We start from the raw sequence: 24,333 nt of genomic DNA, 5'->3' as shown, positions 1-24,333 counted from the left end.
AGAAAGACAAAACCCCTACCTGCATATGCAGATAGGGGTTTCGGAATTTAATCTTGACGATGACCTACTCTCACATGGGGAAACCCCACACTACCATCGGCGATGCATCGTTTCACTGCTGAGTTCGGGATGGGATCAGGTGGTTCCAATGCTCTATGGTCGTCAAGAAATTCTGTTGCCAGAAGGTCTTGTTCAGACACTCCAGCGAATCGGGTATGTGATGTTTGTGAGTTACAAATCTTCGGCTGTGCAGTCTTCACAACACCGCAATCTGGCTTTCGCTCAAATTGCTTGGGTGTTATATGGTCAAGCCTCACGGGCAATTAGTATTGGTTAGCTCAACGCCTCACAGCGCTTACACACCCAACCTATCAACGTCGTAGTCTTCGACGGCCCTTCAGGGAGCTCAAGGCTCCAGTGAGATCTCATCTTGAGGCAAGTTTCCCGCTTAGATGCTTTCAGCGGTTATCTCTTCCGAACATAGCTACCCGGCAATGCCACTGGCGTGACAACCGGAACACCAGAGGTTCGTCCACTCCGGTCCTCTCGTACTAGGAGCAGCCCCTCTCAAATCTCAAACGTCCACGGCAGATAGGGACCGAACTGTCTCACGACGTTCTAAACCCAGCTCGCGTACCACTTTAAATGGCGAACAGCCATACCCTTGGGACCGGCTTCAGCCCCAGGATGTGATGAGCCGACATCGAGGTGCCAAACACCGCCGTCGATATGAACTCTTGGGCGGTATCAGCCTGTTATCCCCGGAGTACCTTTTATCCGTTGAGCGATGGCCCTTCCATACAGAACCACCGGATCACTAAGACCTACTTTCGTACCTGCTCGACGTGTCTGTCTCGCAGTCAAGCGCGCTTTTGCCTTTATACTCTACGACCGATTTCCGACCGGTCTGAGCGCACCTTCGTACTCCTCCGTTACTCTTTAGGAGGAGACCGCCCCAGTCAAACTACCCACCATACACTGTCCTCGATCCGGATAACGGACCTGAGTTAGAACCTCAAAGTTGCCAGGGTGGTATTTCAAGGATGGCTCCACGCGAACTGGCGTCCACGCTTCAAAGCCTCCCACCTATCCTACACAAGCAAATTCAAAGTCCAGTGCAAAGCTATAGTAAAGGTTCACGGGGTCTTTCCGTCTAGCCGCGGATACACTGCATCTTCACAGCGATTTCAATTTCACTGAGTCTCGGGTGGAGACAGCGCCGCCATCGTTACGCCATTCGTGCAGGTCGGAACTTACCCGACAAGGAATTTCGCTACCTTAGGACCGTTATAGTTACGGCCGCCGTTTACCGGGGCTTCGATCAAGAGCTTCGCGTTAGCTAACCCCATCAATTAACCTTCCGGCACCGGGCAGGCGTCACACCCTATACGTCCACTTTCGTGTTTGCAGAGTGCTGTGTTTTTAATAAACAGTCGCAGCGGCCTGGTATCTTCGACCGGCATGGGCTTACGGAGCAAGTCCTTCACCCTCACCGGCGCACCTTCTCCCGAAGTTACGGTGCCATTTTGCCTAGTTCCTTCACCCGAGTTCTCTCAAGCGCCTTGGTATTCTCTACCCAACCACCTGTGTCGGTTTGGGGTACGGTTCCTGGTTATCTGAAGCTTAGAAGCTTTTCTTGGAAGCATGGCATCAACCACTTCGTCGCCTAATGGCAACTCGTCATCAGCTCTCGGCCTTAAGATCCCGGATTTACCTAAGATCTCAGCCTACCACCTTAAACTTGGACAACCAACGCCAAGCTGGCCTAGCCTTCTCCGTCCCTCCATCGCAATAACCAGAAGTACAGGAATATTAACCTGTTTTCCATCGACTACGCTTTTCAGCCTCGCCTTAGGGACCGACTAACCCTGCGTCGATTAACGTTGCGCAGGAAACCTTGGTCTTTCGGCGTGGGAGTTTTTCACTCCCATTGTCGTTACTCATGTCAGCATTCGCACTTCTGATACCTCCAGCAAGCTTCTCAACTCACCTTCACAGGCTTACAGAACGCTCCTCTACCGCATCACCTAAGTGATACCCGTAGCTTCGGTGTATGGTTTGAGCCCCGTTACATCTTCCGCGCAGGCCGACTCGACTAGTGAGCTATTACGCTTTCTTTAAAGGGTGGCTGCTTCTAAGCCAACCTCCTAGCTGTCTAAGCCTTCCCACATCGTTTCCCACTTAACCATAACTTTGGGACCTTAGCTGACGGTCTGGGTTGTTTCCCTTTTCACGACGGACGTTAGCACCCGCCGTGTGTCTCCCATGCTCGGCACTTGTAGGTATTCGGAGTTTGCATCGGTTTGGTAAGTCGGGATGACCCCCTAGCCGAAACAGTGCTCTACCCCCTACAGTGATACATGAGGCGCTACCTAAATAGCTTTCGAGGAGAACCAGCTATCTCCGAGCTTGATTAGCCTTTCACTCCGATCCACAGGTCATCCGCTAACTTTTCAACGGTAGTCGGTTCGGTCCTCCAGTCAGTGTTACCTAACCTTCAACCTGCCCATGGATAGATCGCCCGGTTTCGGGTCTATACCCAGCGACTAAACGCCCTATTAAGACTCGCTTTCGCTACGCCTCCCCTATTCGGTTAAGCTCGCCACTGAATATAAGTCGCTGACCCATTATACAAAAGGTACGCAGTCACCTAACAAGTAGGCTCCCACTGCTTGTACGCATACGGTTTCAGGATCTATTTCACTCCCCTCTCCGGGGTTCTTTTCGCCTTTCCCTCACGGTACTGGTTCACTATCGGTCAGTCAGTAGTATTTAGCCTTGGAGGATGGTCCCCCCATATTCAGACAAAGTTTCTCGTGCTCCGTCCTACTCGATTTCATGACTAAGAGATTTTCGCGTACAGGGCTATCACCCACTATGGCCGCACTTTCCAGAGCGTTCCGCTAATCTCAAAGCCACTTAAGGGCTAGTCCCCGTTCGCTCGCCACTACTAAGGGAATCTCGGTTGATTTCTTTTCCTCAGGGTACTTAGATGTTTCAGTTCCCCTGGTTCGCCTCTTGCACCTATGTATTCAGTACAAGATACTCAGCTTATGCTGAGTGGGTTCCCCCATTCAGAGATCTCCGGATCAAAGTCTGTTTGCCGACTCCCCGAAGCTTATCGCAGGCTACCACGTCTTTCATCGCCTCTGACTGCCAAGGCATCCACCGTATGCGCTTCTTCACTTGACCATATAACCCCAAGCAATCTGGTTATACTGTGAAGACAACATTCGCCGAAAACTTGTAATTACTCACAAATTTTACCTTAGCCTGAACACACACCAGTGAAAGTGCTGTCCAGTCTATCTTTCTATCACATACCCAAATTTTTAAAGAACGATTCTGAAAAAGTTCAGAAATCAATATTCGATACGAATATTCATTTCTAAGCTTTACGAAGCAGTATTAATGGTGGAGCCAAGCGGGATCGAACCGCTGACCTCCTGCGTGCAAGGCAGGCGCTCTCCCAGCTGAGCTATGGCCCCATAACAAAATTGGTGGGTCTGGGCAGATTCGAACTGCCGACCTCACCCTTATCAGGGGTGCGCTCTAACCAACTGAGCTACAGACCCAATTTCGAGCGCGTAACTGTTAGCTTGGAGCTATCAGCTTGGAGCTTAAAGCTGCTTCTATCGTCTTCTTCAATGAATCAAGCAATTCGTGTGGGAGCTCATAAGACAGCTGATGTCTGTCGATTAAGGAGGTGATCCAGCCGCAGGTTCCCCTACGGCTACCTTGTTACGACTTCACCCCAGTCATGAATCACACCGTGGTAACCGTCCTCCCGAAGGTTAGACTAGCTACTTCTGGTGCAACCCACTCCCATGGTGTGACGGGCGGTGTGTACAAGGCCCGGGAACGTATTCACCGCGACATTCTGATTCGCGATTACTAGCGATTCCGACTTCACGCAGTCGAGTTGCAGACTGCGATCCGGACTACGATCGGTTTTGTGAGATTAGCTCCACCTCGCGGCTTGGCAACCCTCTGTACCGACCATTGTAGCACGTGTGTAGCCCAGGCCGTAAGGGCCATGATGACTTGACGTCATCCCCACCTTCCTCCGGTTTGTCACCGGCAGTCTCCTTAGAGTGCCCACCATAACGTGCTGGTAACTAAGGACAAGGGTTGCGCTCGTTACGGGACTTAACCCAACATCTCACGACACGAGCTGACGACAGCCATGCAGCACCTGTGTCAGAGTTCCCGAAGGCACCAATCCATCTCTGGAAAGTTCTCTGCATGTCAAGGCCTGGTAAGGTTCTTCGCGTTGCTTCGAATTAAACCACATGCTCCACCGCTTGTGCGGGCCCCCGTCAATTCATTTGAGTTTTAACCTTGCGGCCGTACTCCCCAGGCGGTCAACTTAATGCGTTAGCTGCGCCACTAAAATCTCAAGGATTCCAACGGCTAGTTGACATCGTTTACGGCGTGGACTACCAGGGTATCTAATCCTGTTTGCTCCCCACGCTTTCGCACCTCAGTGTCAGTATGAGCCCAGGTGGTCGCCTTCGCCACTGGTGTTCCTTCCTATATCTACGCATTTCACCGCTACACAGGAAATTCCACCACCCTCTGCCCTACTCTAGCTTGCCAGTTTTGGATGCAGTTCCCAGGTTGAGCCCGGGGATTTCACATCCAACTTAACAAACCACCTACGCGCGCTTTACGCCCAGTAATTCCGATTAACGCTTGCACCCTCTGTATTACCGCGGCTGCTGGCACAGAGTTAGCCGGTGCTTATTCTGTCGGTAACGTCAAAATACTCACGTATTAGGTAAGTACCCTTCCTCCCAACTTAAAGTGCTTTACAATCCGAAGACCTTCTTCACACACGCGGCATGGCTGGATCAGGCTTTCGCCCATTGTCCAATATTCCCCACTGCTGCCTCCCGTAGGAGTCTGGACCGTGTCTCAGTTCCAGTGTGACTGATCATCCTCTCAGACCAGTTACGGATCGTCGCCTTGGTGAGCCATTACCTCACCAACTAGCTAATCCGACCTAGGCTCATCTGATAGCGCAAGGCCCGAAGGTCCCCTGCTTTCTCCCGTAGGACGTATGCGGTATTAGCGTTCCTTTCGAAACGTTGTCCCCCACTACCAGGCAGATTCCTAGGTATTACTCACCCGTCCGCCGCTGAATCGAAGAGCAAGCTCTTCTCATCCGCTCGACTTGCATGTGTTAGGCCTGCCGCCAGCGTTCAATCTGAGCCATGATCAAACTCTTCAGTTCAATACTGCTTGGGTTTTGAGAAAACCCTAAACTTGGCTCAGCAATCTCAAATGACTTACTTTCAAATCTTTCGATTTTCGTGTAGCCACTTGTGATGCTGATAATCTTTTTGACTATCAGTCTGAACTCACAAGCACCCACACGAATTGCTTGATTCAGTTGTTAAAGAGCGGTTGGTTAAGAGCTTTTCGTCTCAACCGAGGCGCGCATTCTACGCTTTCCTCAGAGCCTGTCAAGCGTTTATTTTGAAGTTTTTCGTTTCACTTCAAACACTTGACTCGCTGCGATCTCTCGTAGCGGGAGGCGAATTCTACAGCGTTTCAAACCGCTGTCAACCGCCTTTTTCACCGCTGCCGATCTTTCGATCGAAGCACCTCCGGATGACCCTGGAACCGCTAACTCTTTGAAACTCAAGGAGTTTTCAGTTCCGACTGCGCCGGAAGTGGGGCGAATTATAGAGAGATCTGCGGGGGCGTCAAGGACTTATTTCAACTTTGTTTCAAAGGCGGTGTTTTACGCGTTACCAACCGCGGAATTCGCCGCTCAAGCGCGGGAATGCGCAGGGCCAGCAGGAACAAACCAATAACGGCGTATATGGACCACTCTTTAAGATCAGCCCGCACCACCCAGAGAAAGTGCAGCAAGCCCAACCCGAGGATGACATACACCAGCTTGTGCAACTTCTTCCAGCGAGCACCCAGGCGACGCTGGCTGTAGCGGTTGGATGTCACCGCCAATATCAGCAAACCGACAAATCCCAGCATGCCGACAATAATGTAGGGACGCTTGCTCAGCTCTACGCCCAACTGCCCCCAGTCCAGGCCAAGCACGAAGAACATGTAGGCACTCAGGTGCAGCACTATATAAGCAAAGCACCACAACCCCAGCTGGCGCCGCGAGACGATCCAGCCCGACCACCCGGTAAGGCGCTGCAAGGGCGTCATGCTCAGGGTTATCAACAGGAAGATCAAAGCCCCTAGCCCCAGGCGATCAACGAGGATCTTGCCCGGGTCCGGCCCAAGGGCCTCCATGGCCGCTTCATATAACCACCACAGCGGCCAGATACTGGCCAGGATAAAGATGCCAAGCCTGAACAGGGGATAGCGCATCAGTAGTTCTTCCGCAGGTCGAGGCCGCTGTAAAGCCCTGCCACTTCTTCGGCATAGCCATTGAACATCTGCGTGGGCCGCACATTGGGGCTGAACAAGCCGCTGGGCAGGCGCCGCTCACGAGCCTGGGTCCAGCGCGGGTGATCGACCTCGGGGTTGACGTTGGCATAGAAGCCATATTCATCCGGGGCAATCGCCTGCCAGGTGGTACGTGGCTGTTCTTCGACCAGGCTGATGCGCACGATCGACTTGATGCTCTTGAACCCATACTTCCATGGCACCACCAAACGCAACGGCGCGCCGTTCTGGTTGGGCAGTTCGCGCCCGTACATGCCGACGGCGAGAATGGCCAGCGGGTTCATCGCCTCATCCAGGCGCAAGCCTTCTATATAAGGCCAGTCGATCAGGGCAAAGCTTGAGCGCTGACCAGGCATGCTCTTCGGGTCCTGCAACGTTTCGAAGCGAATGTAGCGGGCCTTGGAGGTTGGCTCGACCTGCTTGAGCAGTGCCGAAATCGGAAAGCCCAACCAGGGGATGACCATCGACCAGGCCTCCACGCAGCGCAGACGATAGATGCGCTCCTCCAGCTGGTAGGGCTTCATGAAGTCTTCGAGGGCATAACGCCCGGGCTTGCCGACCTCGCCATCCACCACCACGGTCCAGGGTTCGGTTTTCAGGCTGCCGGCATTGGCCGCCGGATCACCCTTGTCGGTACCGAACTCATAGAAATTGTTGTAGTGGGTGGCGTCCTTGAAAGGCGTGGTCGCCTCCCCCGGCGCGGTTACGGCTTGCCACTGGGTAGCGGCGAGCTTGTCGTTGAACCAGCCTGGCGCCCTGCCCGCCTCGACATCGATATAGCGCGATGGATCGGCAGCACTGGCCCAGCGTGGCAGCGCGGTTGCCGCCAGGGCAGCCAGCGACCCACCAAGCATGGCGCGGCGAGAGACATAGAGAGATTCGGGGGTGACGTCCGATTCTTTGCAATCGGAGGCTTTGGGCAGCTTGATGAGCATGATGGCTCCGTAGAACTGGAGGACTGATGCACCAGTAGACTACGGAGCCCTAGCGAAATTACATCACTCGATGTTTTTCCGCCGACGCATGCGCAACAGGTATTGCACAGGACCGGAGGCCGCATAGCCGAGGAACACCAGCAGCAGGATGCGCGGCGGGTCACTGAAGACTACCGCGAACACCAGCACCACGGCGAGGATCGCTACGAACGGCACGCGCCCCTTGAGGTCCAGCTCCTTGAAGCTGTTGTACTTGATGTTGCTGACCATCAGCATACCGGCCGCCGCCACCAGCAGCGCCACCAGGAACGACAGCTTCGAGCCCTGGATGCCGTAGTCGCTGAAAGCCCAGACGGTACCGGCCACCACGCCGGCTGCCGCCGGGCTGGCCAGGCCGATGAAGTAACGCTTGTCGGCCTTGCCGACCTGGGTGTTGAAGCGCGCCAGACGCAGCGCGGCGCCAGCGACATAGATGAAGGCAACCATCCAGCCGACCTTGCCCATGTCACCCAAGGCCCAGCCGAAGGCCAGCAATGCCGGGGCGACACCGAAGGCAACCATGTCCGACAGCGAGTCGTACTCGGCACCGAAGGCGCTCTGGGTGTTGGTCATGCGTGCCACGCGGCCGTCCAGGCCATCAAGGACCATGGCGACAAAAATGGCGATGGCGGCGAAGGCGAAATACTTGCTCGCCTCGCGTGGATCACCCGCACTGAGGGCCGCCTGGGCACTCATAGAGTTGATGATCGAATAGAAACCGGCGAACAGGTTCGCAGTGGTGAACAGGTTGGGCAGCAGATAGATGCCGCGATGCCGAACCTTGCGTCCTTCGGCGTCATGCCCTTCTTCAACATGCTCATCGATCGGTAGCAGGCTTTCGGCGTCAGAGGCCTTGTTCGGCTCTTCGGGACGTTCGCTCATGGACATTACCTTGCAACGGTGTGGAAAGTTTCGACAGACGTCTGCGACGAGGGTTCGCCGACAAACGATGAAGCTTTATACCAGAAGCTGACCGCCTAAACGAAAAAACGCGGCCGAAGCCGCGTTTTCATCGCATCAGGACAAGATCAGTTCTTGGCCTTGTCGACGATTTTGTTCGCTGCGATCCAAGGCATCATCGAGCGCAGTTGCTCGCCGATGACTTCGATGCCGTGGGCAGCGTTGTTACGACGCTTGGCGGTCATCGAAGGGTAGCCGGTGGCGCCTTCGCTGATGAACATCTTGGCGTATTCGCCGTCCTGGATGCGCTTCAGAGCGTTGCGCATGGCCTGGCGGGATTCGGCGTTGATGACTTCTGGGCCGGTCACGTACTCGCCGTACTCGGCGTTGTTGGAGATCGAGTAGTTCATGTTGGCGATACCGCCTTCGTACATGAGGTCAACGATCAGCTTCAGTTCGTGCAGGCACTCGAAGTAGGCCATTTCTGGCGCGTAGCCCGCTTCAACCAGGGTTTCGAAACCGGCTTTGACCAGCTCGACGGTACCGCCGCAGAGAACGGCTTGTTCACCGAACAGGTCGGTTTCAGTCTCGTCCTTGAAGGTGGTTTCGATGATGCCGGTACGGCCGCCACCGACGCCCGCGGCGTACGACAGGGCAACGTTTTTGGCATTGCCGGAAGCGTCCTGGTAGATCGCGATCAGGTCAGGGATGCCGCCGCCTTTGACGAACTCGGAACGTACGGTGTGACCTGGCGCTTTTGGCGCGATCATGATCACGTCCAGGTCGGCGCGTGGAACGACCTGGTTGTAGTGGATGGCGAAACCGTGGGAGAAGGCCAGGGTGGCGCCTTTCTTGATGTTCGGCTCGACTTCGTTCTTGTACAGCTGGGACTGGAACTCGTCCGGGGTCAGGATCATGACCAGGTCGGCACCGGCAACAGCGGTCGCTACATCGGCAACTTTCAGGCCGTGAGCTTCGGCTTTGGCAACGGTGTTCGAACCTTTACGCAGACCGACAGTGACGTCCACACCGGAGTCCTTCAGGTTGCACGCCTGAGCGTGGCCCTGGGAGCCGTAACCGATGATGGCAACTTTCTTGCCCTGGATGATGGAAAGGTCACAGTCTTTGTCGTAATAAACTTTCATGAAAATACCCCTGTTATCTCGGCCCATAGGGCCATCGCTAATTTTTTGAGTTAGATGCTGAGCACTTTGTCGCCACGGGCAATGCCGGTAACGCCGCTGCGCACTGTTTCGAGAATGGACGCGGTACCGATGGCCTGAATGAAGCTGTCAAGCTTGTCGCTGGCGCCAGTCAGCTGAACGGTATAGACGCTGCTGCTGACGTCGACGATCTGCCCACGATAGATATCGGTGGTGCGTTTGATCTCCGCGCGCTGGGCGCCCGTGGCCTTGATCTTGACCAGCATCAGTTCACGTTCGATGTGCGCGCTTTCCGAGAGGTCGACCAGCTTGACGACTTCAACCAGCTTGTTCAGGTTTTTGGTGATCTGCTCGATCACCTCATCATGACCGACCGTGGTCAACGTCAGACGCGACAGGGTCGGGTCTTCGGTTGGCGCCACCGTCAGGCTTTCGATGTTGTAGTTACGCTGCGAGAACAGACCGACCACGCGAGACAAGGCACCGGGTTCGTTTTCCAACAGCAGGGAAATAATGTGCCGCATGATTAGGTACGCTCCGTCTTGCTCAGCCACATGTCGCGCATGGAGCCGTCTTTGATCTGCATCGGGTAGACGTGCTCGCTGTTGTCGACCTGGATATCGATGAACACCAGGCGGTCTTTCATGGCGAACGCTTCCTCGAGCTTGGGCTTGAGGTCTTTCAGGCTGGTGATGCGGATACCCACGTGACCATAGGCCTCGGCCAGCTTGACGAAATCAGGCAGCGATTCCATGTAGGAGTGCGAGTGACGGCTGTTGTAGGCCATGTCCTGCCATTGGCGGACCATGCCCAAGACGCCGTTGTTCAGGTTGACGATCTTCACCGGCAGGTCGTACTGCAGGCAGGTCGACAGCTCCTGGATGTTCATCTGGATGCTGCCCTCGCCGGTAACGCAGGCAACGTCCTGGTCCGGGAAGTTCAACTTCACGCCCATGGCCGCCGGGAAACCGAAGCCCATGGTGCCCAGGCCGCCGGAGTTGATCCAGCGATTGGGTTTGTTGAAGCGGTAGTACTGCGCCGCGAACATCTGGTGCTGACCCACGTCGGAGGTAACAAAGGCATCGCCCTTGGTCACTTCGCAGAGGGTCTCGATCACGGTCTGCGGCTTGATCACGCTGCCGTCGCCCTTGTCGTAAGGGAACATGTCGCGATCGCCACGCCATTCTTCGATCTGCTTCCACCAGGCGTCCATGGCGGCTTTGTCTGGCTGCTCGCCGATTTCGCGCAAGGTCGCGACCATTTCGCTCAGCACGCTCTCGACCGGGCCAACAATCGGCACGTCGGCCTTGATGGTCTTGGAGATCGACGCCGGGTCGATGTCGATGTGGATAACCTTGGCGTTCGGGCAGAACTTGGCCGGGCCGTTGACCACGCGGTCGTCAAAGCGCGCACCGACAGCGAAAATCACGTCAGCGTGGTGCATGGCCAGGTTGGCGGTGTAGCTGCCGTGCATGCCGAGCATGCCGAGGAACTGGCGATCGGTACCCGGATAGCCGCCCAGGCCCATCAAGGTATTGGTGACCGGCAGGTTGAGCATCTGCGCAACTTCGGTCAGGGCTGCAGAGCCGCCGCCGAGGATCACGCCGCCACCGGCATAGACCACTGGACGCTTGGCAGCCAGCAACATCTCGGCAGCCTTGCGGATCTGCCCCGAGTGGCCACGAACAGCCGGGCTGTAGGAACGCATCTTGACCTTTTTGGGGTAGACGTATTCGAACTTTTCCGCAGGGTTGGTCATGTCTTTGGGGATATCGACCACGACCGGGCCCGGGCGACCGGATTGCGCCAGATAGAAAGCTTTTTTCAGGACTTCAGGGATTTCCGAGGCGTGTTTGATCATGAAGCTGTGCTTCACGATCGGCCGGGAAATACCGATCATGTCGGTTTCCTGGAAGGCATCGGTACCGACCATGGTGCTGGGCACCTGACCGGAGAGGATGACCATCGGAATGGAGTCCATGTACGCGGTGGCAATACCGGTGATGGCATTGGTCGCGCCAGGGCCCGAGGTCACCAGTACCACGCCGGCCTTGCCGGTGGCACGGGCGTAACCGTCCGCCATATGGGTTGCGGCCTGCTCGTGACGAACCAGGATGTGGCTTACTTCCGGTTCTTTGAACAGGGCATCGTAAACATGAAGGAGAGCACCACCAGGGTACCCGTAGATGTGCTTAACGCCTTCGTCACGCAAAAAGCGGACGACCATCTCAGCGCCAGATAAAAGCTCCACGTTGTTCACCTCTAAAACGCCAGAATACCGTCCACGGTGGACGGGTCTTAATAGGTTTACTGCCAAGCAGAGCATGAGCGACGAAATCGCCGACTACGTCAGCACTGACTGAGCAAGTATTGGGAGCGCCCCAAAGTGTTGCGGGGTTTTCCCACCCAGCGCGAGGTAACGCGTTGCGGGGTGTAACAGGTCGGCGCGGGTGTGCGCCTCATGATCTGCTTAGCGGGTCTGCTTCTGGCAGTCCCTCTACAGCGGAATCTGGATTCTTCTTTTTCGGCGCGCGCAAGTCAAGAAAAATTATTGCCAATTTCGCCCAAGGACTATCTACAGCCACCACTAATACCAGTGACAGCAGCAGAAATACTAACAATACAAACAAAAAGAGCCACAATCTGTGGCTCCAAGGGTGAAAAGAGGGAAATTCAGGCAGAAGGACTGATCAATTGGTCAAACTCTGCTAGCAGCCTGCGTAGCTCGCGGCTTTGCTCCGGGCGGTCGACGTATACCGTTTCAGCCATGACCAGGATCCCGGAGGCATTTGGCAGCGCCAGTCCGTTCTCGAGAATCACTTTCATTCTTGGCAGGAAAATCCACTGCAGCCACTGATCGAAGTTCATGCTGTCGACCGCAAAGGGCACTGTGCTTGCCAGCGCCTCGGGGCTTGGCGGCTGCTCGCTCCACCAGCCCTGGACGTGCAGCTCGCGCTCGATCAACAGCAGGTGATCGGCGATATCGAGGATGCGTTGATCCATTACAGGTTGACCTGGGCTTTCTGCCGGGCCAGCGCTGCACCGGCCGAGTCACCCTGCTTCTCGCGCGACTGGGCAATGATGTTCCACAGCCCGGCCTGCAGGTCGGGGCGACCGTTGGCGTAGGTCAGCGCGCGGCGCGCCAGTTGCTCGGACTGCGCAGCATCGCCCTGGGCCAGGCGTACCTGGGCCAGACGGTAAAGCACCTGCGGCTCACGCGGGGCAATGCGCTGGGCACGCTCCAGGCTCGACGAAGCGCCGTTGTAGTCGCCGCCGCTCTGCTGTTGCTGGGCGGTGGTCAGCAGCGCCAGTACCGGGCCGTCGAGCTGTTCGTCAGCCGACAGGCCACCGCTGGCAGCGCTGGAGCGCGGAATGCCGCTCGGCGCACTCGGCGCGCTGGTGCTCGGCATGGTGTAGCTGCCGGCGTTGGTCGAGCTGCTGTCGAACGGCGTCGAACTGCTCGGGCCCGGAGTAATGGGGCCGGTGCTGATCGGCGCGGCGCCGGTGGCCGCCGGGAAGGTCTGGATCGGTGCGGCGCCGGAACCCTGCGGGACCATGACCATCACCCCGGAGTCTTGGGGCACGGCTTGCGCCTGGCGCGTACCGTTATTGACCTGCGCCGGCGCGCCACGGTTGGCCGTAACCCGCTCGCTGTTGGAGACCCGGGTACTGGAGTCGACCACGGGAATGGAGCCGCGCGGATTGCTGGCGCAGCCATTGAGCAAAGCCAGCGCCGTCAAGGCTGGAAACCACCACTTGTTCACTGCACACCCTCTCTAGGCTAATGCTTAATTCATCCAACCCTTGACCCAGTCCATGACGGACTCGGCAGGATCCGGCTCACCACCACAGGCGGCTCCGGCCGGCGGTTCACTTCCGCGAATATACGGCATCTGCACGGCGCCCGGGCAACTGGCGTCCGAGCCCTGGCCGCTATGCGGATCGATCCAGGCCTGCACCACGTTGTCGGGCAGCGGCATGTCCAGTGGCAGCGGGTCGGCCTTGCGCATGAAACTGGTCCAGACCTGCAGCGCACCGGTGGCTCCGGTAAATGGCGTTTTACCGTTGTCGTCACGCCCCAGCCACACCACTGCCAGCAAATCCTGGCTGAAGCCTGCGAACCAGCTGTCACGGGAATCGTTACTGGTACCGGTCTTGCCCGCCAGGTTCAACGAGCTTGGCAGCACACTGTAGACCGAACGCCCGGTACCTTCGCGCATCACCCGCTGCATGGCGTTCTGCACCAGATAAATGGCGCCCGGATCGAAGGTTTGCTGGATCTGGAACGGATAGCGCTTGAGCGGCTCGCCTTCGGCAGTCAGCACGCTGCGAATACCGCGCATCGGCGTGTTGAAGCCGCCATTGGCCAGGGTCTGGTACATGGTTGCGACTTGCATCGGCGACATGCCGCCGGCGCCGAGCATCATCGACGGGAACGCCGGCCAGTCGACGTTGACGCCCAGCCGGCCGATGGTTTTCAGTACGTTCGGTACGCCCAGTTCCAGGCCGAGCTTGGCGGTCGACAGGTTGTAGGAGTTGGCCAGGCCCTGATACAGATAAATGGTGCCGTGGGAACGACGGTCGTAGTTCTGCGGCTTCCACACCTGGCCATCGGCGCCTTTGACCGAGAACGGCTCGTCCTGTACCCACGTGGTCAGGGTGTATTTGCTCGGTTTTTCCAGGGCGGTCAAGTACACCGCCGGCTTGACCAGCGAGCCGATCGGCCGTACCGCGTCGATCGCGCGGTTGAAGCCAGCAAAACCTGCCTGGCGGCTACCGATCAGGGCCTGGACTTCGCCGGTCTCCGGGTTGGTTACAACCATCGCCGCTTCGACTTCATCGGCGCCCTTGCGCCCGGCCAGACGCTTGAAGGTCTCGGCCATGGCCGCTTCGGATTTCATCTGCAGGATCGGATCGAAGCTGGTGAAGATGCGCAGGCCTTCTTCGGTCAAGTCTTCGTCGCGATAGTCCTGGCGCAGCTGGCGTTTGACCAGGTCGAGGAAGCCCGGGTAGGAGCTGTCGGCCAGGCTGCCGCGCTTGGTCACACCCAGTGGCATTTTCTTCGCTGCTTCCACCGCTTCCGGGGTGGCCACGCCCTGTTCGGCCAGCAGGTCGAGCACCAGGTTACGCCGCACCGTCGCCCGCTCCGGGTAGCGCCGCGGGTTGTAATAGGAAGGGCCCTTGACCATGCCGACCAGCAAGGCGATCTGGTGCAGCTTGAGCTCCGACAGCGGCTGGCTGAAGAAGAACTGGCTGGCCAGGCCGAAGCCGTGCACCGCACGCTGGCCGTCCTGACCAACGAACACTTCGTTGAGGTAGGCCTCGAGGATTTCGCGCTTGTCGTAATGCAGCTCAAGCAGCAGGGCCATCATCGCCTCATTGAGCTTGCGGCTGAGGCTGCGTTCGTTGGTCAGGTAGAAGTTCTTCACCAACTGCTGGGTCAGGGTACTGCCGCCCTGGCGCATGGCGCCGGACGAGGTGTTGACCCACACTGCCCGGGCAATGGACTTGGGCGACACGCCGAAGTGGTGATAGAAGTCGCGATCTTCCACGGCCACCAGGGTTTCCAGCAGGTACGGCGGCACCTGGTCGATCTTGATCAGGATCCGGTCTTCGAGGTTTTTCGGGTACAGGCCGCCGATCAGCAGCGGCTCAAGGCGCACCACGTCGAGTTTCGAGCCGTTGGCGCCACTGAGCCCGGCAACATAGTCGCCAGAGAAGCGCACGCGCACCGCTTGTGCGCTTTCCATGCCTTCATAGAACTGAAAGCCACGGGTATTGAGATCGACGGTATTGCCGTTGACTGCCGCCGCACCCGGGCCATTGGCGACGCTTTCGCGGCGATAGCCGAGGGCATCGAGCTCGATGAGGAAGTCGGCCTTGCTCAGCTTCTGGCCGACGAACAGCTCCAGCGGCCGGGCATACACCTTGGCCGGGATGGTCCAGCGCTTGCCGGAGAATTTCTCCTGGACCACAGCATCGAGGTAAATGGCATAGCCCGCCACCAGCACAAGGCCGACCAGGCTGAGCTTCAAGGCCCAGCCCAGCCAGGCACGCGAGCGGCCAGACGGGCGTTTTTTAGCGGTACGGGGGGATCGGGATCGAGTCATGGCGGCGGATTATACGCACTTTATCAATCATCGACAGGCGCCCTCCGGCGGTTTGCACCAGCCCCGCTTGCGGCCATAATGGCCGATTCGAATCTCCGACCCAGAAGGATCGCCCGTGAGCCAAGCCTTGATCACAGCCCTGCAGAATCCCGCCCTGTTCCCTCACCCGGTGAAGGCATTTCAGGTCATCGAGACGCATATCTCCTGGGTGCTGCTCACCGGTGACTATGCCTACAAGATCAAGAAGCCGATGAACTTCGGTTTCCTCGATTTTACCGAGCTGTCCCAGCGTGCCCACTTCTGCGCCGAAGAGCTGCGCCTGAACCAGCGCCTGACCGACGACCTGTACCTGGAAGTACTGCCGATCACCGGCAGCGCCGAAGCGCCCCAACTGGGCGGCGAAGGCGAGCCGATCGAATACGCGCTGAAAATGCGCCAGTTCCCCCAGAGCCAGATGCTCAGCACCCTGCAGGCCAACAGCGAACTGACCGCCGCGCACATCGACCAGATGGCCGAGCAGATCGCCCGCTTCCACCTGGCCGCGCCAAAAGTTGCCGTCGAGCATCCGCTGGGCACGCCGGACAGCGTCATGGCCCCGGTCGAGCAGAACTTCGAGCAGATTCGCCCGTTCCTTTCCGACAAGGCCGACCTGCAGCAGCTCGATGCCCTGCAAGCCTGGGCCCAGGACAGCTTCAAGCGCCTGCATGGCCTGCTCGAGCAGCGCAAGGCCGAAGGTTTCATTCGCGAATGCCACGGTGACATCCATCTGGGCAACGCCACCCTGATCGATGGCAAGGTGGTGATTTTCGACTGCATTGAATTCAACGAGCCGTTCCGCCTGACCGACGTCTACGCCGATGCCGCGTTCCTGGCCATGGACCTCGAAGACCGCGGGCTGAAATCGCTGTCGCGCCGCTTCGTCAGCCAGTACCTGGAACTCACCGGTGACTACGCCGGCCTGGAACTGCTGAACTTCTACAAGGCCTACCGTGCCCTGGTGCGGGCCAAGGTCGCCCTGTTCAGCATGCCGGCCAACGCCGATGCCGTGCAGCGCGCCACTACCCTGCGCACCTACCGCAACTATGCCAACCTGGCGGAAAGCTACAGCGCCATCCCTTCGCGCTTTTTGGCCATCACCCATGGTGTGTCTGCAGTCGGCAAGAGCCACGTGGCCATGCGCCTGGTCGACGCCCTGGGCGCCATTCGCCTGCGTTCGGACGTCGAGCGCAAGCGCATGTTCGGTGAGCAAGCCAGCGCCAATGCCGGTCAGTTGCAAGCCGGCATCTATAGCGAAGACGCCAGCCAGGCCACCTACCAGCGTCTGCACCAGCTGGCCGAAACCATCCTGCGTGCTGGCTTCCCGGTAGTTATCGACGCCACCTACCTCAAGCACGAGCAGCGCCAGGCCGCCGCCGGCGTTGCCAGCGAAACCGGCGTGCCGTTCCTGATCCTCGACTGCAACGCCCCGGATGCGGTGATCGCTAGCTGGCTGGCCCAGCGTCAGGCCGATCAGAACGATCCGTCGGATGCCACCCTGGACGTGGTCAAGGCGCAACAGGCCAGCCGTGATCCGCTCAGCGCCGAAGAGCTGCTGCAAAGCAAGCGCGTGGAAACCAACGAAAGTGGCAGCCTCGACCTGTTGGTCAAGCAGATCCGCCAGCGCCTGCCCGGGCTCTGATACCACCCAGGACGTGAAGCAGTCGACAGTTCACGCCTGATTCCGGGCGCCCCCGTGGTGATGGCACTATAGTGTCACCACAAGTGCAAACAAGGAGGCGCCTCATGAATCAGCCACGGCAACTGGACAGCGCGCTGTATGCGCTGGTGCATGACGAACAGATCGCCAGTTTCAATCGCGAGAAACCCAAGGATGGCACCGTCGACTTTCGTGGCGGCGATTTTCGCGGGCTCGACCTGCGCGAGCTGGACACCACCGGCATCGACTTCACCGATGCTTACTTTCGCGCCTCCGACCTGCGCGGCCTGGACCTGCGTCACAACGGCCTGGAAGGCGCAAGCCTGGCCCATGCACAGATTTCCGGCACCTACTTTCCCAGCGAACTGAGCGCCGACGAGATTCTCATGTCGGTCAACTTCGGCACCCGCCTGCGCTACCGCACACGCTGACAGCAACCTTCGAAACCCCCGCCGGCCGTGGCCTGGCGGGGGCTTTCGGCTACCCGTCGGCACATGGATGGCAAAACGCCGCGTATTTCCCAAGTGCCGCTACACTGCTCATTGACCTGCCGCGATTACTAAATCAAGACCCGTTCAGCCGTCGCAAGGAGGCTTGATGAACGATGAACTCCAGCATCTGAAAAACCTTGGCAAGACTTCTGCGCAGTGGCTGCATGCGGTCGGCATCCACAGTGCTTCGGATCTACGCCGGCTGGGTGCGGTCAACGCCTACAAGGCCGTCCGTACTCGGGGTTTCCGGGCCTCGAAGGTGCTGCTGTACGCGATTGAAGGCGCCTTGCTTGATGTGCACTGGAACGATATTCCGGCTGAACGCAAGGAAGCCCTGAACCAGCAACTCGACGGCAAAATTGCCGTACAGAAAAATAATCGGGAATTTTGAATCACGACGCTTGACTACGAAATGAGAATCGTTATGATTATCACAACTGGTCGCGAGACTGGTTGGGTAACCTGAAAGCCCCTGGTTCGGACTCTCAGATTATCTCCTCATCAGGCTAATCACGGTTATTGACCCGGCACTTTGCCGGGTCTTTTTTTGCCTGGGCTTTTTACTCGCCCTTACGCATCTGCGCGCAGTAGTCCTGCTCCGGTAAGGCCGGGGTGTACCAGACATAATCAGCCATCTGCGCATCAACCCCCTGCCCCACTTCGGCGAGCATCAACACCTGCGTGCCGGCTTCGGCGCCCAGGTCGGCCAAATGCAAGGGCACGCCGATGTCCTTGCGCACGTGATAGCCACCGGCTAACAGCAACGCTGGCTGTGGCGCGGCCAGCAGGCGCTCGGCCATACGCCGGTCGCGCTGTTGCTGAACCGCCAGCATCGCCGGCAACTGGCTTTCGGGCAGCAGGCCGCAATGGGACTCCCGGACTTGCTCCAGCAGCACGGCCCGGACCTTGGCGGCGGTCGAGCGCTCACCTTTCAATGGTGGCGGCTGGCGATAGAGGCTGCGCACCTCCTCGGTGTCGAGGTTGGCGGCCAGCAACGGGTAAGGCTGGCCCAGGGCCTCGCGGACGATCGGTCCGTACAGGGCCCAATCCCAGCCTTGCTGCCAGCCAAGCGCCAGCGGCAGATCGGCCGGCAAGGCCTGCTGCTTCAGCGCATCGACCTTGGCTTGCTGCACCGGCTGCAGCATCTCCAGCAGCAGGCTGCCCTGCGGCCGTTGCCCCTGCAGGGCGCGCAGCAGCCACAACTGCAGGGCATGGTGGTCGGGGTTGTCGTGTTTCTCGCCTACCAGCAGCCGCGGCGCCTGCGCCAGCCGCTCCAGCAGTTGCGCGGGCGTCAACAGGCGCCCGCTGCTCAGCTCACGAATCTGCCCAAGCTCGGCATGCTCGCGGCCTTCGGGGCTTTGCCAGGCGGGCAATGGCGGTACTTCGGCCCGGGACTGGCAGCCGGCGAGCCCCCAGACCAGCAACAGCAACAATGCGGGCAAGCGGGGACAACGCATGGGCGGTACTCCTAACGGGCGATGATCAGCGGGTGCCCCCGCTCGGGGTGAGGCTGGACCAGCACATCGATGCCGAACACCGCCTTGAGCGAATCGGGGCGCAATACCTGCTGCGGGGTATCCAGGGCATGGCTGCGACCCTGTTCGAGCAAGAGGATACGATCACAGTAGCGTGCCGCCAGGTTCAGGTCATGAAGGATGACCATCACCGCGGCGCCGCGATCGGCGAATTCGCGCACCGCTTGCAAGGTGGTGTGCTGGTGCAGCGGGTCGAGCATCGAGGTCGGCTCGTCGAGCAGCAGGATGCGCCCGTCTTCGCCTGGCCACAGCTGCGCCAGTACCCGCGCCAGGTGCACGCGCTGACGCTCGCCACCAGAGAGCGCCAGATAGCTGCGCCCTAGCAGGTGGCCGGCATCGGCCGCCTGTAGGGCCGCGTCGATGATCTGCTGGTCGCGCTCAAGACCGGTTTTATGCGGCAAGCGACCCATGCCGACCACTTCTTCGACCTTGAAGGCAAAGCCCAGACTGGACACCTGCGGCAGCACCGCCAGGCGCTGGGCCCGCTGCTGCCCGGGCCAGTCGCACAGCCCGCGGTCATCCAGGCTCACCCGTCCGTGGCTGGGATTCAACTCACCGCACATCACCCCGAGCAGGCTGCTTTTACCGGCACCGTTGGGGCCCAGCACGCCCAGTACCTGGCCGGGCTGCAGGGCCAGGCTGATATCGCTGAGGACCTGGTTTTCGCCACGGCGCAGCGACAGGTTTTCGACACGCAGCATCAGGCACGCCCCCGCAACAGCAGATAGAGGAAGAACGGCGCACCGATGAACGCGGTAACGATACCGATCGGCAGCTCCGCAGGTGCCAGCGCCAAGCGCGCGATCAGGTCGGCGAACAGCAACAGCGAGGCCCCGGCCAACAAAGATGCCGGCAGCAATACGCGGTGGTCCGGCCCGGCCAGCAAACGCACCAGGTGCGGCACCACCAGGCCGATAAAGCCGATCAGCCCCGCCGCCGCCACTGCCGCGCCCACCCCCAGCGCCGTGCAGAACACCAGTTCGCGCTTGAGCTTCTCGACCTCGATGCCCAGGTGACGGGCTTCGGACTCGCCCAGCAACAAGGCATTCAAGGCCTGGGCCCGGCGTGGCAGCCACAGCGAGACCCCCACGGTCACCAGCACCAGCGGCCACAGGCGCTGATAACTGGCGCCATTGAGGCTGCCCAGGTTCCAGAACGTCAGGGTGCGCAAGGTGGCGTCATCGGCCAGGTAAGTGAACAGCCCTACCGCCGCGCCGGCAAGGGCGGTCAAGGCGATGCCGGCAAGGAGCATGGTCGCCACATTGGTCTGGCCATCGCGCCGGCCCAGGCGATACACCAGCGCCGTCACCCCCAGGCCACCAAGAAATGCACACAGCGATAACAGATAAGGGCCGAAGGCCTCGGGAATACCGCCCATCCACGAGCCGCCGACAATCGCCACTGCCGCACCGAGCGCGGCCCCCGCAGACACCCCGACCAGGCCGGGGTCGGCCAGCGGGTTGCGAAACAGCCCCTGCATCGCCACCCCGGACAGCGCCAGCACGGCACCCACGGCCAACCCCAGCAGGGTCCGTGGCAAGCGGATCTGGCCGAGGATCAGCTCGGCCTGCTCCAGCCCGTCGCCGGCCACCGGCAGCCCGATCAACCGGGCTCCGGCGCGCAGGGTATCGAACAACGGCAGGCTGACCGGCCCCAGCGCCAGCGACAACCAGATCGCCAACAGGCACAGCAGCGTCAGGGTGACGAACAGCGTGCGCGGCTTGACCAGCCGGTTCATTGCGCGGTCGGGTAAAAGGCGTGGGAAAGGTTCTGCAAGGTAACCGGCAGACGCGGGCCGAGCCCCCCCACCAGCAAAGTCGGGTCCAGTTCGATCAGGCGTTTGTTACGGGCGGCGCGCGAAGCATTCAGGGCCGGGTTTTCCTTGAGCAGCGCCTGCAAGGCCTGCTCACCGCTGAGGCTGCGGTCGGCGAACACCAGCACATCCGGGTCAAGGGCTGCCAAGGCCTCGACAGAGAAGTTCTTGTAGCCTTCGTTATCTGCCAGGTTGCGCGCACCGGCCTGTTTGAGCAACCAGTCGCCAGCGGTGCCTTTGCCGGCGATCATCGGTTTGGAGCCGGCATGACCGACCAGCAGAATCACTCCGGGAGCGGCCTGGGTGGTTTGCAGTTGCTTGATCTTGCCCTGCAGCTCATCGAGTTGCCGGCGGTAGTCGGCGAACAGTTGCCGGGCTTGTTGCTCATTGCCGAGCAAGCGCCCCAGTTGCTGCAAGTTGCTTTCCACCGCACCCAGGTCGGCCTTGCTCGACAGCAGTTCGACCTTGACCCCGGCGCCGCGGATTTGCGCGAGCACCGGCGGCGGGCCCATTTCTTCGGTTCCCACCAGCACATCCGGACGCAGGCTCAGCACCCCTTCGGCGGACAGCTGGCGCTGATAACCGATACTCGGCAAGGCCTTGAGTGATTGCGGATGCTGACTGGTGGTATCGACCCCGACCAGCTTCTGCTCACCGCCCAGCGCCGCCACCCACTCGCTCAGTGCCCCACCGGCGCTGACCCAGCGCTGCGGCAAGGTGTCGGCCTGGACCAGGGTGTTGAACACAAGACCGGCACACAGGGCGATCAGGCGGGCACGTGGGCGCATAACAGGCTTCCTTGAATGAGGAGGAGCGGCAATCCGGGTGGATAATGCCGGGGACGCACGGTATAAAGCGTCCGATACGGCTGATGCAGGCAATTTGATAATTATTTGCATTTGCACGTCAAGCCGTCACTGTGACTACGAGTAACCCTCACCATGCATTTTCTTTGTCATTCCGAGCACCTGGGCGAAGGCCAGAGCCGAGGCTTCAGTGTCAATGACCTGGGGATTTTCGCGGTCCGGCGTGCGGGCACAGTCTACCTGTACCGCAATCACTGCCCTCATCGTGGCATCCCCCTGAATTGGGAACCTGACGCCTTTCTCGACAGCAGCGCCAGCCTGATTGCCTGCGGGCGCCACGGCGCGCTGTTTCTGATCGAGTCCGGCGAATGCGTGGCCGGCCCTTGCGAGGGCGAGCAATTGACGGCCCTGAACTGTCGCGAAGACAGCCAGGGCATCTGGCTTATCGACTGAGCAACACCGGCAAAGGCCGATCGATATAAACCTGTTCGCCATCGATCCGCGTGCCGTAGGCAAGCACTTCGACGCCATCGGCCACCGCTGCGCGCAGGGCATCGGCATAGGCGCTGTCGATCTCGTCGGCAGGGCGTACGGCTTCGACCCCGCTGAGGTTCACACAATATAGCTGCACCGCGCGCACACCCTGGCGGGCCAGGGTCGCCAGCTCGCGCAGGTGCTTGGCACCGCGCTGGGTGACGGCGTCAGGGAAGGCGGCGACTGCCGAGTCGTCAAAGCCCAGGGTGACGCTCTTGACCTCGACATAGGCCGGCCCTTCGGCAAACTCCAGGCGAAAATCCACCCGGCTGCTCTCCTCGCCGTAAGCCACTTCGCGCTTGAGCCCGGTAAACCCGGCCAGTTCGCTGATGACGCCAGCACGCAAGGCTTCTTCCACCAGCGCGTTGGCGCGCCCGGTGTTGACACAGGCCAGGCGCCCCTGCGGGGTTTCACTGATTTCCCAGGTGCCGGGCAGCTTGCGCTTAGGGTCGTTGGAGCGGCTGAACCAGACCTGGCCGCCCTCGACCATGCAATTGAACATCGAGCCGGTATTGGGGCAATGGATGGTCATTTGCTCGCCGCTGGCCAGCTCGATGTCAGCCAGGAAGCGCTTGTAGCGGCGCAGCAAACGTGCGGTTTCAAGGGGTGGAGAAAAGCGCATCAGCCTTGCCAGCTCCGTAGTCCGCGGGCAATCCGCTCGACCGCCTCCTGCAGGCGCGGCAAGCTCTGGGTGTAGGCAAAGCGCACATGGTGCCCGGCCTGGTGGCGACCGAAGTCCAGGCCCGGGGTGAAGGCCACGTGCTCGGTTTCGAGGAAGTGCCGGCAGAAGGCAAAGGCATCGCCGCCAAAGGCGCTGATGTCGGCGTACAGATAAAAGGCACCCTGTGGCTCTACGGCTATCTTGAAGCCCAGCTCACGCAAGGCCGGCAAGAGGAAATCGCGGCGGCGGGCGAACTCGGCCCGACGTTCTTCGAGAATCGCCAGGGTGCCAGGCTGGAAACACGCCAGGGCGGCATGCTGGGCCATGCTCGGGGCACTGATGTAGAGGTTCTGCGCCAGCTTTTCGAGGTCAGCCACCGCAGCCGGTGGCGCCACCAGCCAGCCCAGGCGCCAGCCGGTCATGCCGAAATACTTGGAAAAACTATTCAGGACGAAGGCTTCGTCGTCGACTTCCAGCACGCTCGGTGCATCCATGCCGTAGGTCAGGCCGTGGTAGATCTCGTCCACCACCAAATGGCCGTTACGCGCGCGGGTGGCGGCCGAGAGGCTTGCCAGCTCATCGCGATCGAGCACCGTGCCGGTGGGGTTGGCAGGTGACGCCACCAGGGCGCCGACGGTGTCCTGGTCCCAGTAGCGCTCGACCAGGTCGGCGGTGAGTTGGTAATTGGCCTCGGGGCCGACCGGCACCAGTTGTGCGGCGCCTTCGACCAGGCGCAAAAAATGCCGGTTGCACGGGTAGCCCGGGTCGGCCAGCAGCCAGTGCTTGCCCGGGTCGACCAACAGGCTGGCGGCCAGCAGCAAGGCGCCGGAACCGCCCGGGGTGATGAGGATGCGCTGCGGGTCGATGCTCAGCCCGTAGCGCTGCTGGTAGAACCCGGCAATCGCTTCGCGCAGCGCCGGCAGCCCGCGGGCAGCGGTATAACGGGTATGCCCCTGGGCCAGTGCGGCCTGGCCGGCCTCGATGATCGGCGCGGCGGTGGTGAAATCCGGTTCGCCGATTTCCAGGTGGATCACGTCGCAGCCGCTCGCTTGCAGCTCGTTGGCGCGGGCCAGCAGGGCCATCACGTGGAAAGGTTCGATGGCGCGGCTGCGCGCACTGTAGGGCTGGGCCATTAGCCTTCTCTCAAAAGGGTCTAGAATAATGATTCTACCCACGCGCGGGGTCGAACGTGTGGCAAAAGCTGCGGTCCACTGCAAAGATCATCAA

Annotated in this window: 19 protein-coding genes, 2 tRNA genes and 3 rRNA genes; 4 read left to right on the top strand and 20 right to left on the bottom strand. The window is 59.7% G+C overall.

Features of this window, described 5'->3' with window-relative positions; translation table 11 throughout:
* Nucleotides 1-51: 51 nt before the first annotated feature.
* The 14 genes from rrf to mrcB all read right to left on the bottom strand — a co-directional run bounded on the left by rrf (nt 52) and on the right by mrcB (nt 15,570).
* Nucleotides 52-167: ribosomal RNA gene (rrf, locus tag BLR26_RS07290) — 5S ribosomal RNA — on the bottom strand.
* Between the two features lie 135 nt (nt 168-302).
* Nucleotides 303-3,192, bottom strand: a 23S ribosomal RNA gene (locus BLR26_RS07285).
* A 220-nt stretch (nt 3,193-3,412) separates the two neighbouring features.
* Nucleotides 3,413-3,488, bottom strand: a tRNA-Ala gene (locus BLR26_RS07280).
* 10 nt (nt 3,489-3,498) lie between these two features.
* A tRNA-Ile gene (locus tag BLR26_RS07275) sits at nt 3,499-3,575 on the bottom strand.
* Between the two features lie 124 nt (nt 3,576-3,699).
* A 16S ribosomal RNA gene (locus BLR26_RS07270) occupies nt 3,700-5,236 on the bottom strand.
* The 16S, 23S and 5S rRNA genes sit together here with 2 tRNA genes alongside, the layout of an rRNA operon.
* A gap of 488 nt (nt 5,237-5,724) precedes the next feature.
* A complete protein-coding gene (gene msrQ / locus BLR26_RS07260) occupies nt 5,725-6,345 on the bottom strand; it encodes a protein-methionine-sulfoxide reductase heme-binding subunit MsrQ (protein ID WP_045199663.1) in 621 nt (206 codons plus the stop codon).
* Nucleotides 6,345-7,358 (bottom strand): protein-methionine-sulfoxide reductase catalytic subunit MsrP, encoded by a 1,014-nt coding sequence (msrP, locus tag BLR26_RS07255; RefSeq protein ID WP_093379377.1) that lies wholly within the window; start codon nt 7,356-7,358, stop codon nt 6,345-6,347. The genes msrQ and msrP overlap by 1 nt, the downstream gene beginning before the upstream one ends.
* 63 nt (nt 7,359-7,421) lie before the next feature.
* Nucleotides 7,422-8,279 carry a CDP-diacylglycerol--serine O-phosphatidyltransferase gene (pssA, locus tag BLR26_RS07250; RefSeq protein WP_010223018.1) on the bottom strand — a complete coding sequence of 286 codons (858 nt, stop codon included), beginning with the start codon at nt 8,277-8,279 and terminating at the stop codon, nt 7,422-7,424.
* 146 nt (nt 8,280-8,425) lie between these two features.
* Nucleotides 8,426-9,442 carry a ketol-acid reductoisomerase gene (gene ilvC / locus BLR26_RS07245; protein ID WP_045199667.1) on the bottom strand — a complete coding sequence of 339 codons (1,017 nt, stop codon included), beginning with the start codon at nt 9,440-9,442 and terminating at the stop codon, nt 8,426-8,428.
* A 50-nt stretch (nt 9,443-9,492) separates the two neighbouring features.
* Complete coding sequence (gene ilvN / locus BLR26_RS07240; RefSeq protein ID WP_010223016.1) at nt 9,493-9,984, bottom strand: acetolactate synthase small subunit; 492 nt, start codon at nt 9,982-9,984, stop codon at nt 9,493-9,495.
* Nucleotides 9,985-9,986: 2 nt separating this feature from the next.
* Nucleotides 9,987-11,711: an acetolactate synthase 3 large subunit gene (locus BLR26_RS07235; RefSeq protein WP_045200042.1), complete on the bottom strand. Its 1,725-nt coding sequence runs from the start codon at nt 11,709-11,711 to the stop codon at nt 9,987-9,989.
* 422 nt (nt 11,712-12,133) lie between these two features.
* Entirely contained in the window at nt 12,134-12,463 is a 330-nt protein-coding gene (locus BLR26_RS07230) for a YqcC family protein (RefSeq protein ID WP_045199670.1), read from the bottom strand.
* Nucleotides 12,463-13,224, bottom strand: a complete 762-nt coding sequence (locus BLR26_RS07225) for a tetratricopeptide repeat protein (protein ID WP_093379370.1) — start codon at nt 13,222-13,224, stop codon at nt 12,463-12,465. The genes BLR26_RS07230 and BLR26_RS07225 overlap by 1 nt, the downstream gene beginning before the upstream one ends.
* 24 nt (nt 13,225-13,248) lie before the next feature.
* Nucleotides 13,249-15,570: a penicillin-binding protein 1B gene (gene mrcB / locus BLR26_RS07220; protein ID WP_093379365.1), complete on the bottom strand. Its 2,322-nt coding sequence runs from the start codon at nt 15,568-15,570 to the stop codon at nt 13,249-13,251.
* 115 nt (nt 15,571-15,685) lie between these two features.
* Here mrcB and BLR26_RS07215 point away from each other — a divergent pair, with 115 nt between their 5' ends.
* The 3 genes from BLR26_RS07215 to BLR26_RS07205 all read left to right on the top strand — a co-directional run bounded on the left by BLR26_RS07215 (nt 15,686) and on the right by BLR26_RS07205 (nt 18,148).
* Complete coding sequence (locus tag BLR26_RS07215; RefSeq protein WP_045199676.1) at nt 15,686-17,248, top strand: bifunctional aminoglycoside phosphotransferase/ATP-binding protein; 1,563 nt, start codon at nt 15,686-15,688, stop codon at nt 17,246-17,248.
* Nucleotides 17,249-17,352: 104 nt separating this feature from the next.
* Complete coding sequence (locus BLR26_RS07210) at nt 17,353-17,697, top strand: pentapeptide repeat-containing protein (RefSeq protein WP_045199678.1); 345 nt, start codon at nt 17,353-17,355, stop codon at nt 17,695-17,697.
* 166 nt (nt 17,698-17,863) lie between these two features.
* Entirely contained in the window at nt 17,864-18,148 is a 285-nt protein-coding gene (locus BLR26_RS07205; RefSeq protein ID WP_045199681.1) for a TfoX/Sxy family protein, read from the top strand.
* Between the two features lie 169 nt (nt 18,149-18,317).
* Here BLR26_RS07205 and BLR26_RS07200 read toward each other — a convergent pair whose 3' ends face one another.
* Genes BLR26_RS07200 through BLR26_RS07185 form a run of 4 tightly spaced genes read right to left on the bottom strand, consistent with a single transcriptional unit; the run spans nt 18,318 to nt 21,893 of the window.
* Nucleotides 18,318-19,214 carry a ChaN family lipoprotein gene (locus tag BLR26_RS07200; protein WP_093379360.1) on the bottom strand — a complete coding sequence of 299 codons (897 nt, stop codon included), beginning with the start codon at nt 19,212-19,214 and terminating at the stop codon, nt 18,318-18,320.
* An 11-nt stretch (nt 19,215-19,225) separates the two neighbouring features.
* Nucleotides 19,226-19,993, bottom strand: a complete 768-nt coding sequence (locus tag BLR26_RS07195; RefSeq protein ID WP_093379355.1) for a heme ABC transporter ATP-binding protein — start codon at nt 19,991-19,993, stop codon at nt 19,226-19,228.
* Nucleotides 19,993-20,976 carry a FecCD family ABC transporter permease gene (locus tag BLR26_RS07190; protein WP_176794317.1) on the bottom strand — a complete coding sequence of 328 codons (984 nt, stop codon included), beginning with the start codon at nt 20,974-20,976 and terminating at the stop codon, nt 19,993-19,995. Before BLR26_RS07190 ends, BLR26_RS07195 begins: the two co-directional genes overlap by 1 nt.
* 50 nt (nt 20,977-21,026) lie before the next feature.
* Nucleotides 21,027-21,893 carry a heme/hemin ABC transporter substrate-binding protein gene (locus BLR26_RS07185; protein WP_093379350.1) on the bottom strand — a complete coding sequence of 289 codons (867 nt, stop codon included), beginning with the start codon at nt 21,891-21,893 and terminating at the stop codon, nt 21,027-21,029.
* Between the two features lie 153 nt (nt 21,894-22,046).
* Here BLR26_RS07185 and BLR26_RS07180 point away from each other — a divergent pair, with 153 nt between their 5' ends.
* Nucleotides 22,047-22,364, top strand: coding sequence for a Rieske (2Fe-2S) protein (locus BLR26_RS07180; protein ID WP_045199691.1), 318 nt, complete (start codon nt 22,047-22,049; stop codon nt 22,362-22,364).
* Here the strand turns inward: BLR26_RS07180 and sfsA are convergent.
* Nucleotides 22,354-23,067, bottom strand: coding sequence for a DNA/RNA nuclease SfsA (sfsA, locus tag BLR26_RS07175; protein ID WP_045199693.1), 714 nt, complete (start codon nt 23,065-23,067; stop codon nt 22,354-22,356). The two genes, BLR26_RS07180 and sfsA, sit on opposite strands and share 11 nt — an antisense overlap.
* On the bottom strand, nt 23,067-24,239 hold the full coding sequence (locus BLR26_RS07170; protein ID WP_045199695.1) for a pyridoxal phosphate-dependent aminotransferase: 1,173 nt from the start codon (nt 24,237-24,239) through the stop codon (nt 23,067-23,069). Before BLR26_RS07170 ends, sfsA begins: the two co-directional genes overlap by 1 nt.
* Nucleotides 24,240-24,333 lie beyond the last annotated feature (94 nt).

The organism is Pseudomonas sp. UC 17F4 (genome assembly GCF_900101695.1).
Classification (GTDB): Bacteria; Pseudomonadota; Gammaproteobacteria; order Pseudomonadales; family Pseudomonadaceae; genus Aquipseudomonas.
The sequence above is the reverse complement of the archived record's forward strand: the minus strand, read 5'-3'. Positions and strand labels throughout refer to the sequence as shown.

Coding starts and splice junctions, on each gene's coding strand:
- msrQ (WP_045199663.1), bottom strand. CDS start 6,345: ATGCGCTATCCCCTGTTCAGGCTTGGCATCTTTATCCTGGCCAGTATC.
- msrP (WP_093379377.1), bottom strand. CDS start 7,358: ATGCTCATCAAGCTGCCCAAAGCCTCCGATTGCAAAGAATCGGACGTC.
- pssA (WP_010223018.1), bottom strand. CDS start 8,279: ATGAGCGAACGTCCCGAAGAGCCGAACAAGGCCTCTGACGCCGAAAGC.
- ilvC (WP_045199667.1), bottom strand. CDS start 9,442: ATGAAAGTTTATTACGACAAAGACTGTGACCTTTCCATCATCCAGGGC.
- ilvN (WP_010223016.1), bottom strand. CDS start 9,984: ATGCGGCACATTATTTCCCTGCTGTTGGAAAACGAACCCGGTGCCTTG.
- BLR26_RS07230 (WP_045199670.1), bottom strand. CDS start 12,463: ATGGATCAACGCATCCTCGATATCGCCGATCACCTGCTGTTGATCGAG.
- mrcB (WP_093379365.1), bottom strand. CDS start 15,570: ATGACTCGATCCCGATCCCCCCGTACCGCTAAAAAACGCCCGTCTGGC.
- BLR26_RS07210 (WP_045199678.1), top strand. CDS start 17,353: ATGAATCAGCCACGGCAACTGGACAGCGCGCTGTATGCGCTGGTGCAT.
- BLR26_RS07205 (WP_045199681.1), top strand. CDS start 17,864: ATGAACGATGAACTCCAGCATCTGAAAAACCTTGGCAAGACTTCTGCG.
- BLR26_RS07200 (WP_093379360.1), bottom strand. CDS start 19,214: ATGCGTTGTCCCCGCTTGCCCGCATTGTTGCTGTTGCTGGTCTGGGGG.
- BLR26_RS07195 (WP_093379355.1), bottom strand. CDS start 19,993: ATGCTGCGTGTCGAAAACCTGTCGCTGCGCCGTGGCGAAAACCAGGTC.
- BLR26_RS07185 (WP_093379350.1), bottom strand. CDS start 21,893: ATGCGCCCACGTGCCCGCCTGATCGCCCTGTGTGCCGGTCTTGTGTTC.
- BLR26_RS07180 (WP_045199691.1), top strand. CDS start 22,047: ATGCATTTTCTTTGTCATTCCGAGCACCTGGGCGAAGGCCAGAGCCGA.
- sfsA (WP_045199693.1), bottom strand. CDS start 23,067: ATGCGCTTTTCTCCACCCCTTGAAACCGCACGTTTGCTGCGCCGCTAC.
- BLR26_RS07170 (WP_045199695.1), bottom strand. CDS start 24,239: ATGGCCCAGCCCTACAGTGCGCGCAGCCGCGCCATCGAACCTTTCCAC.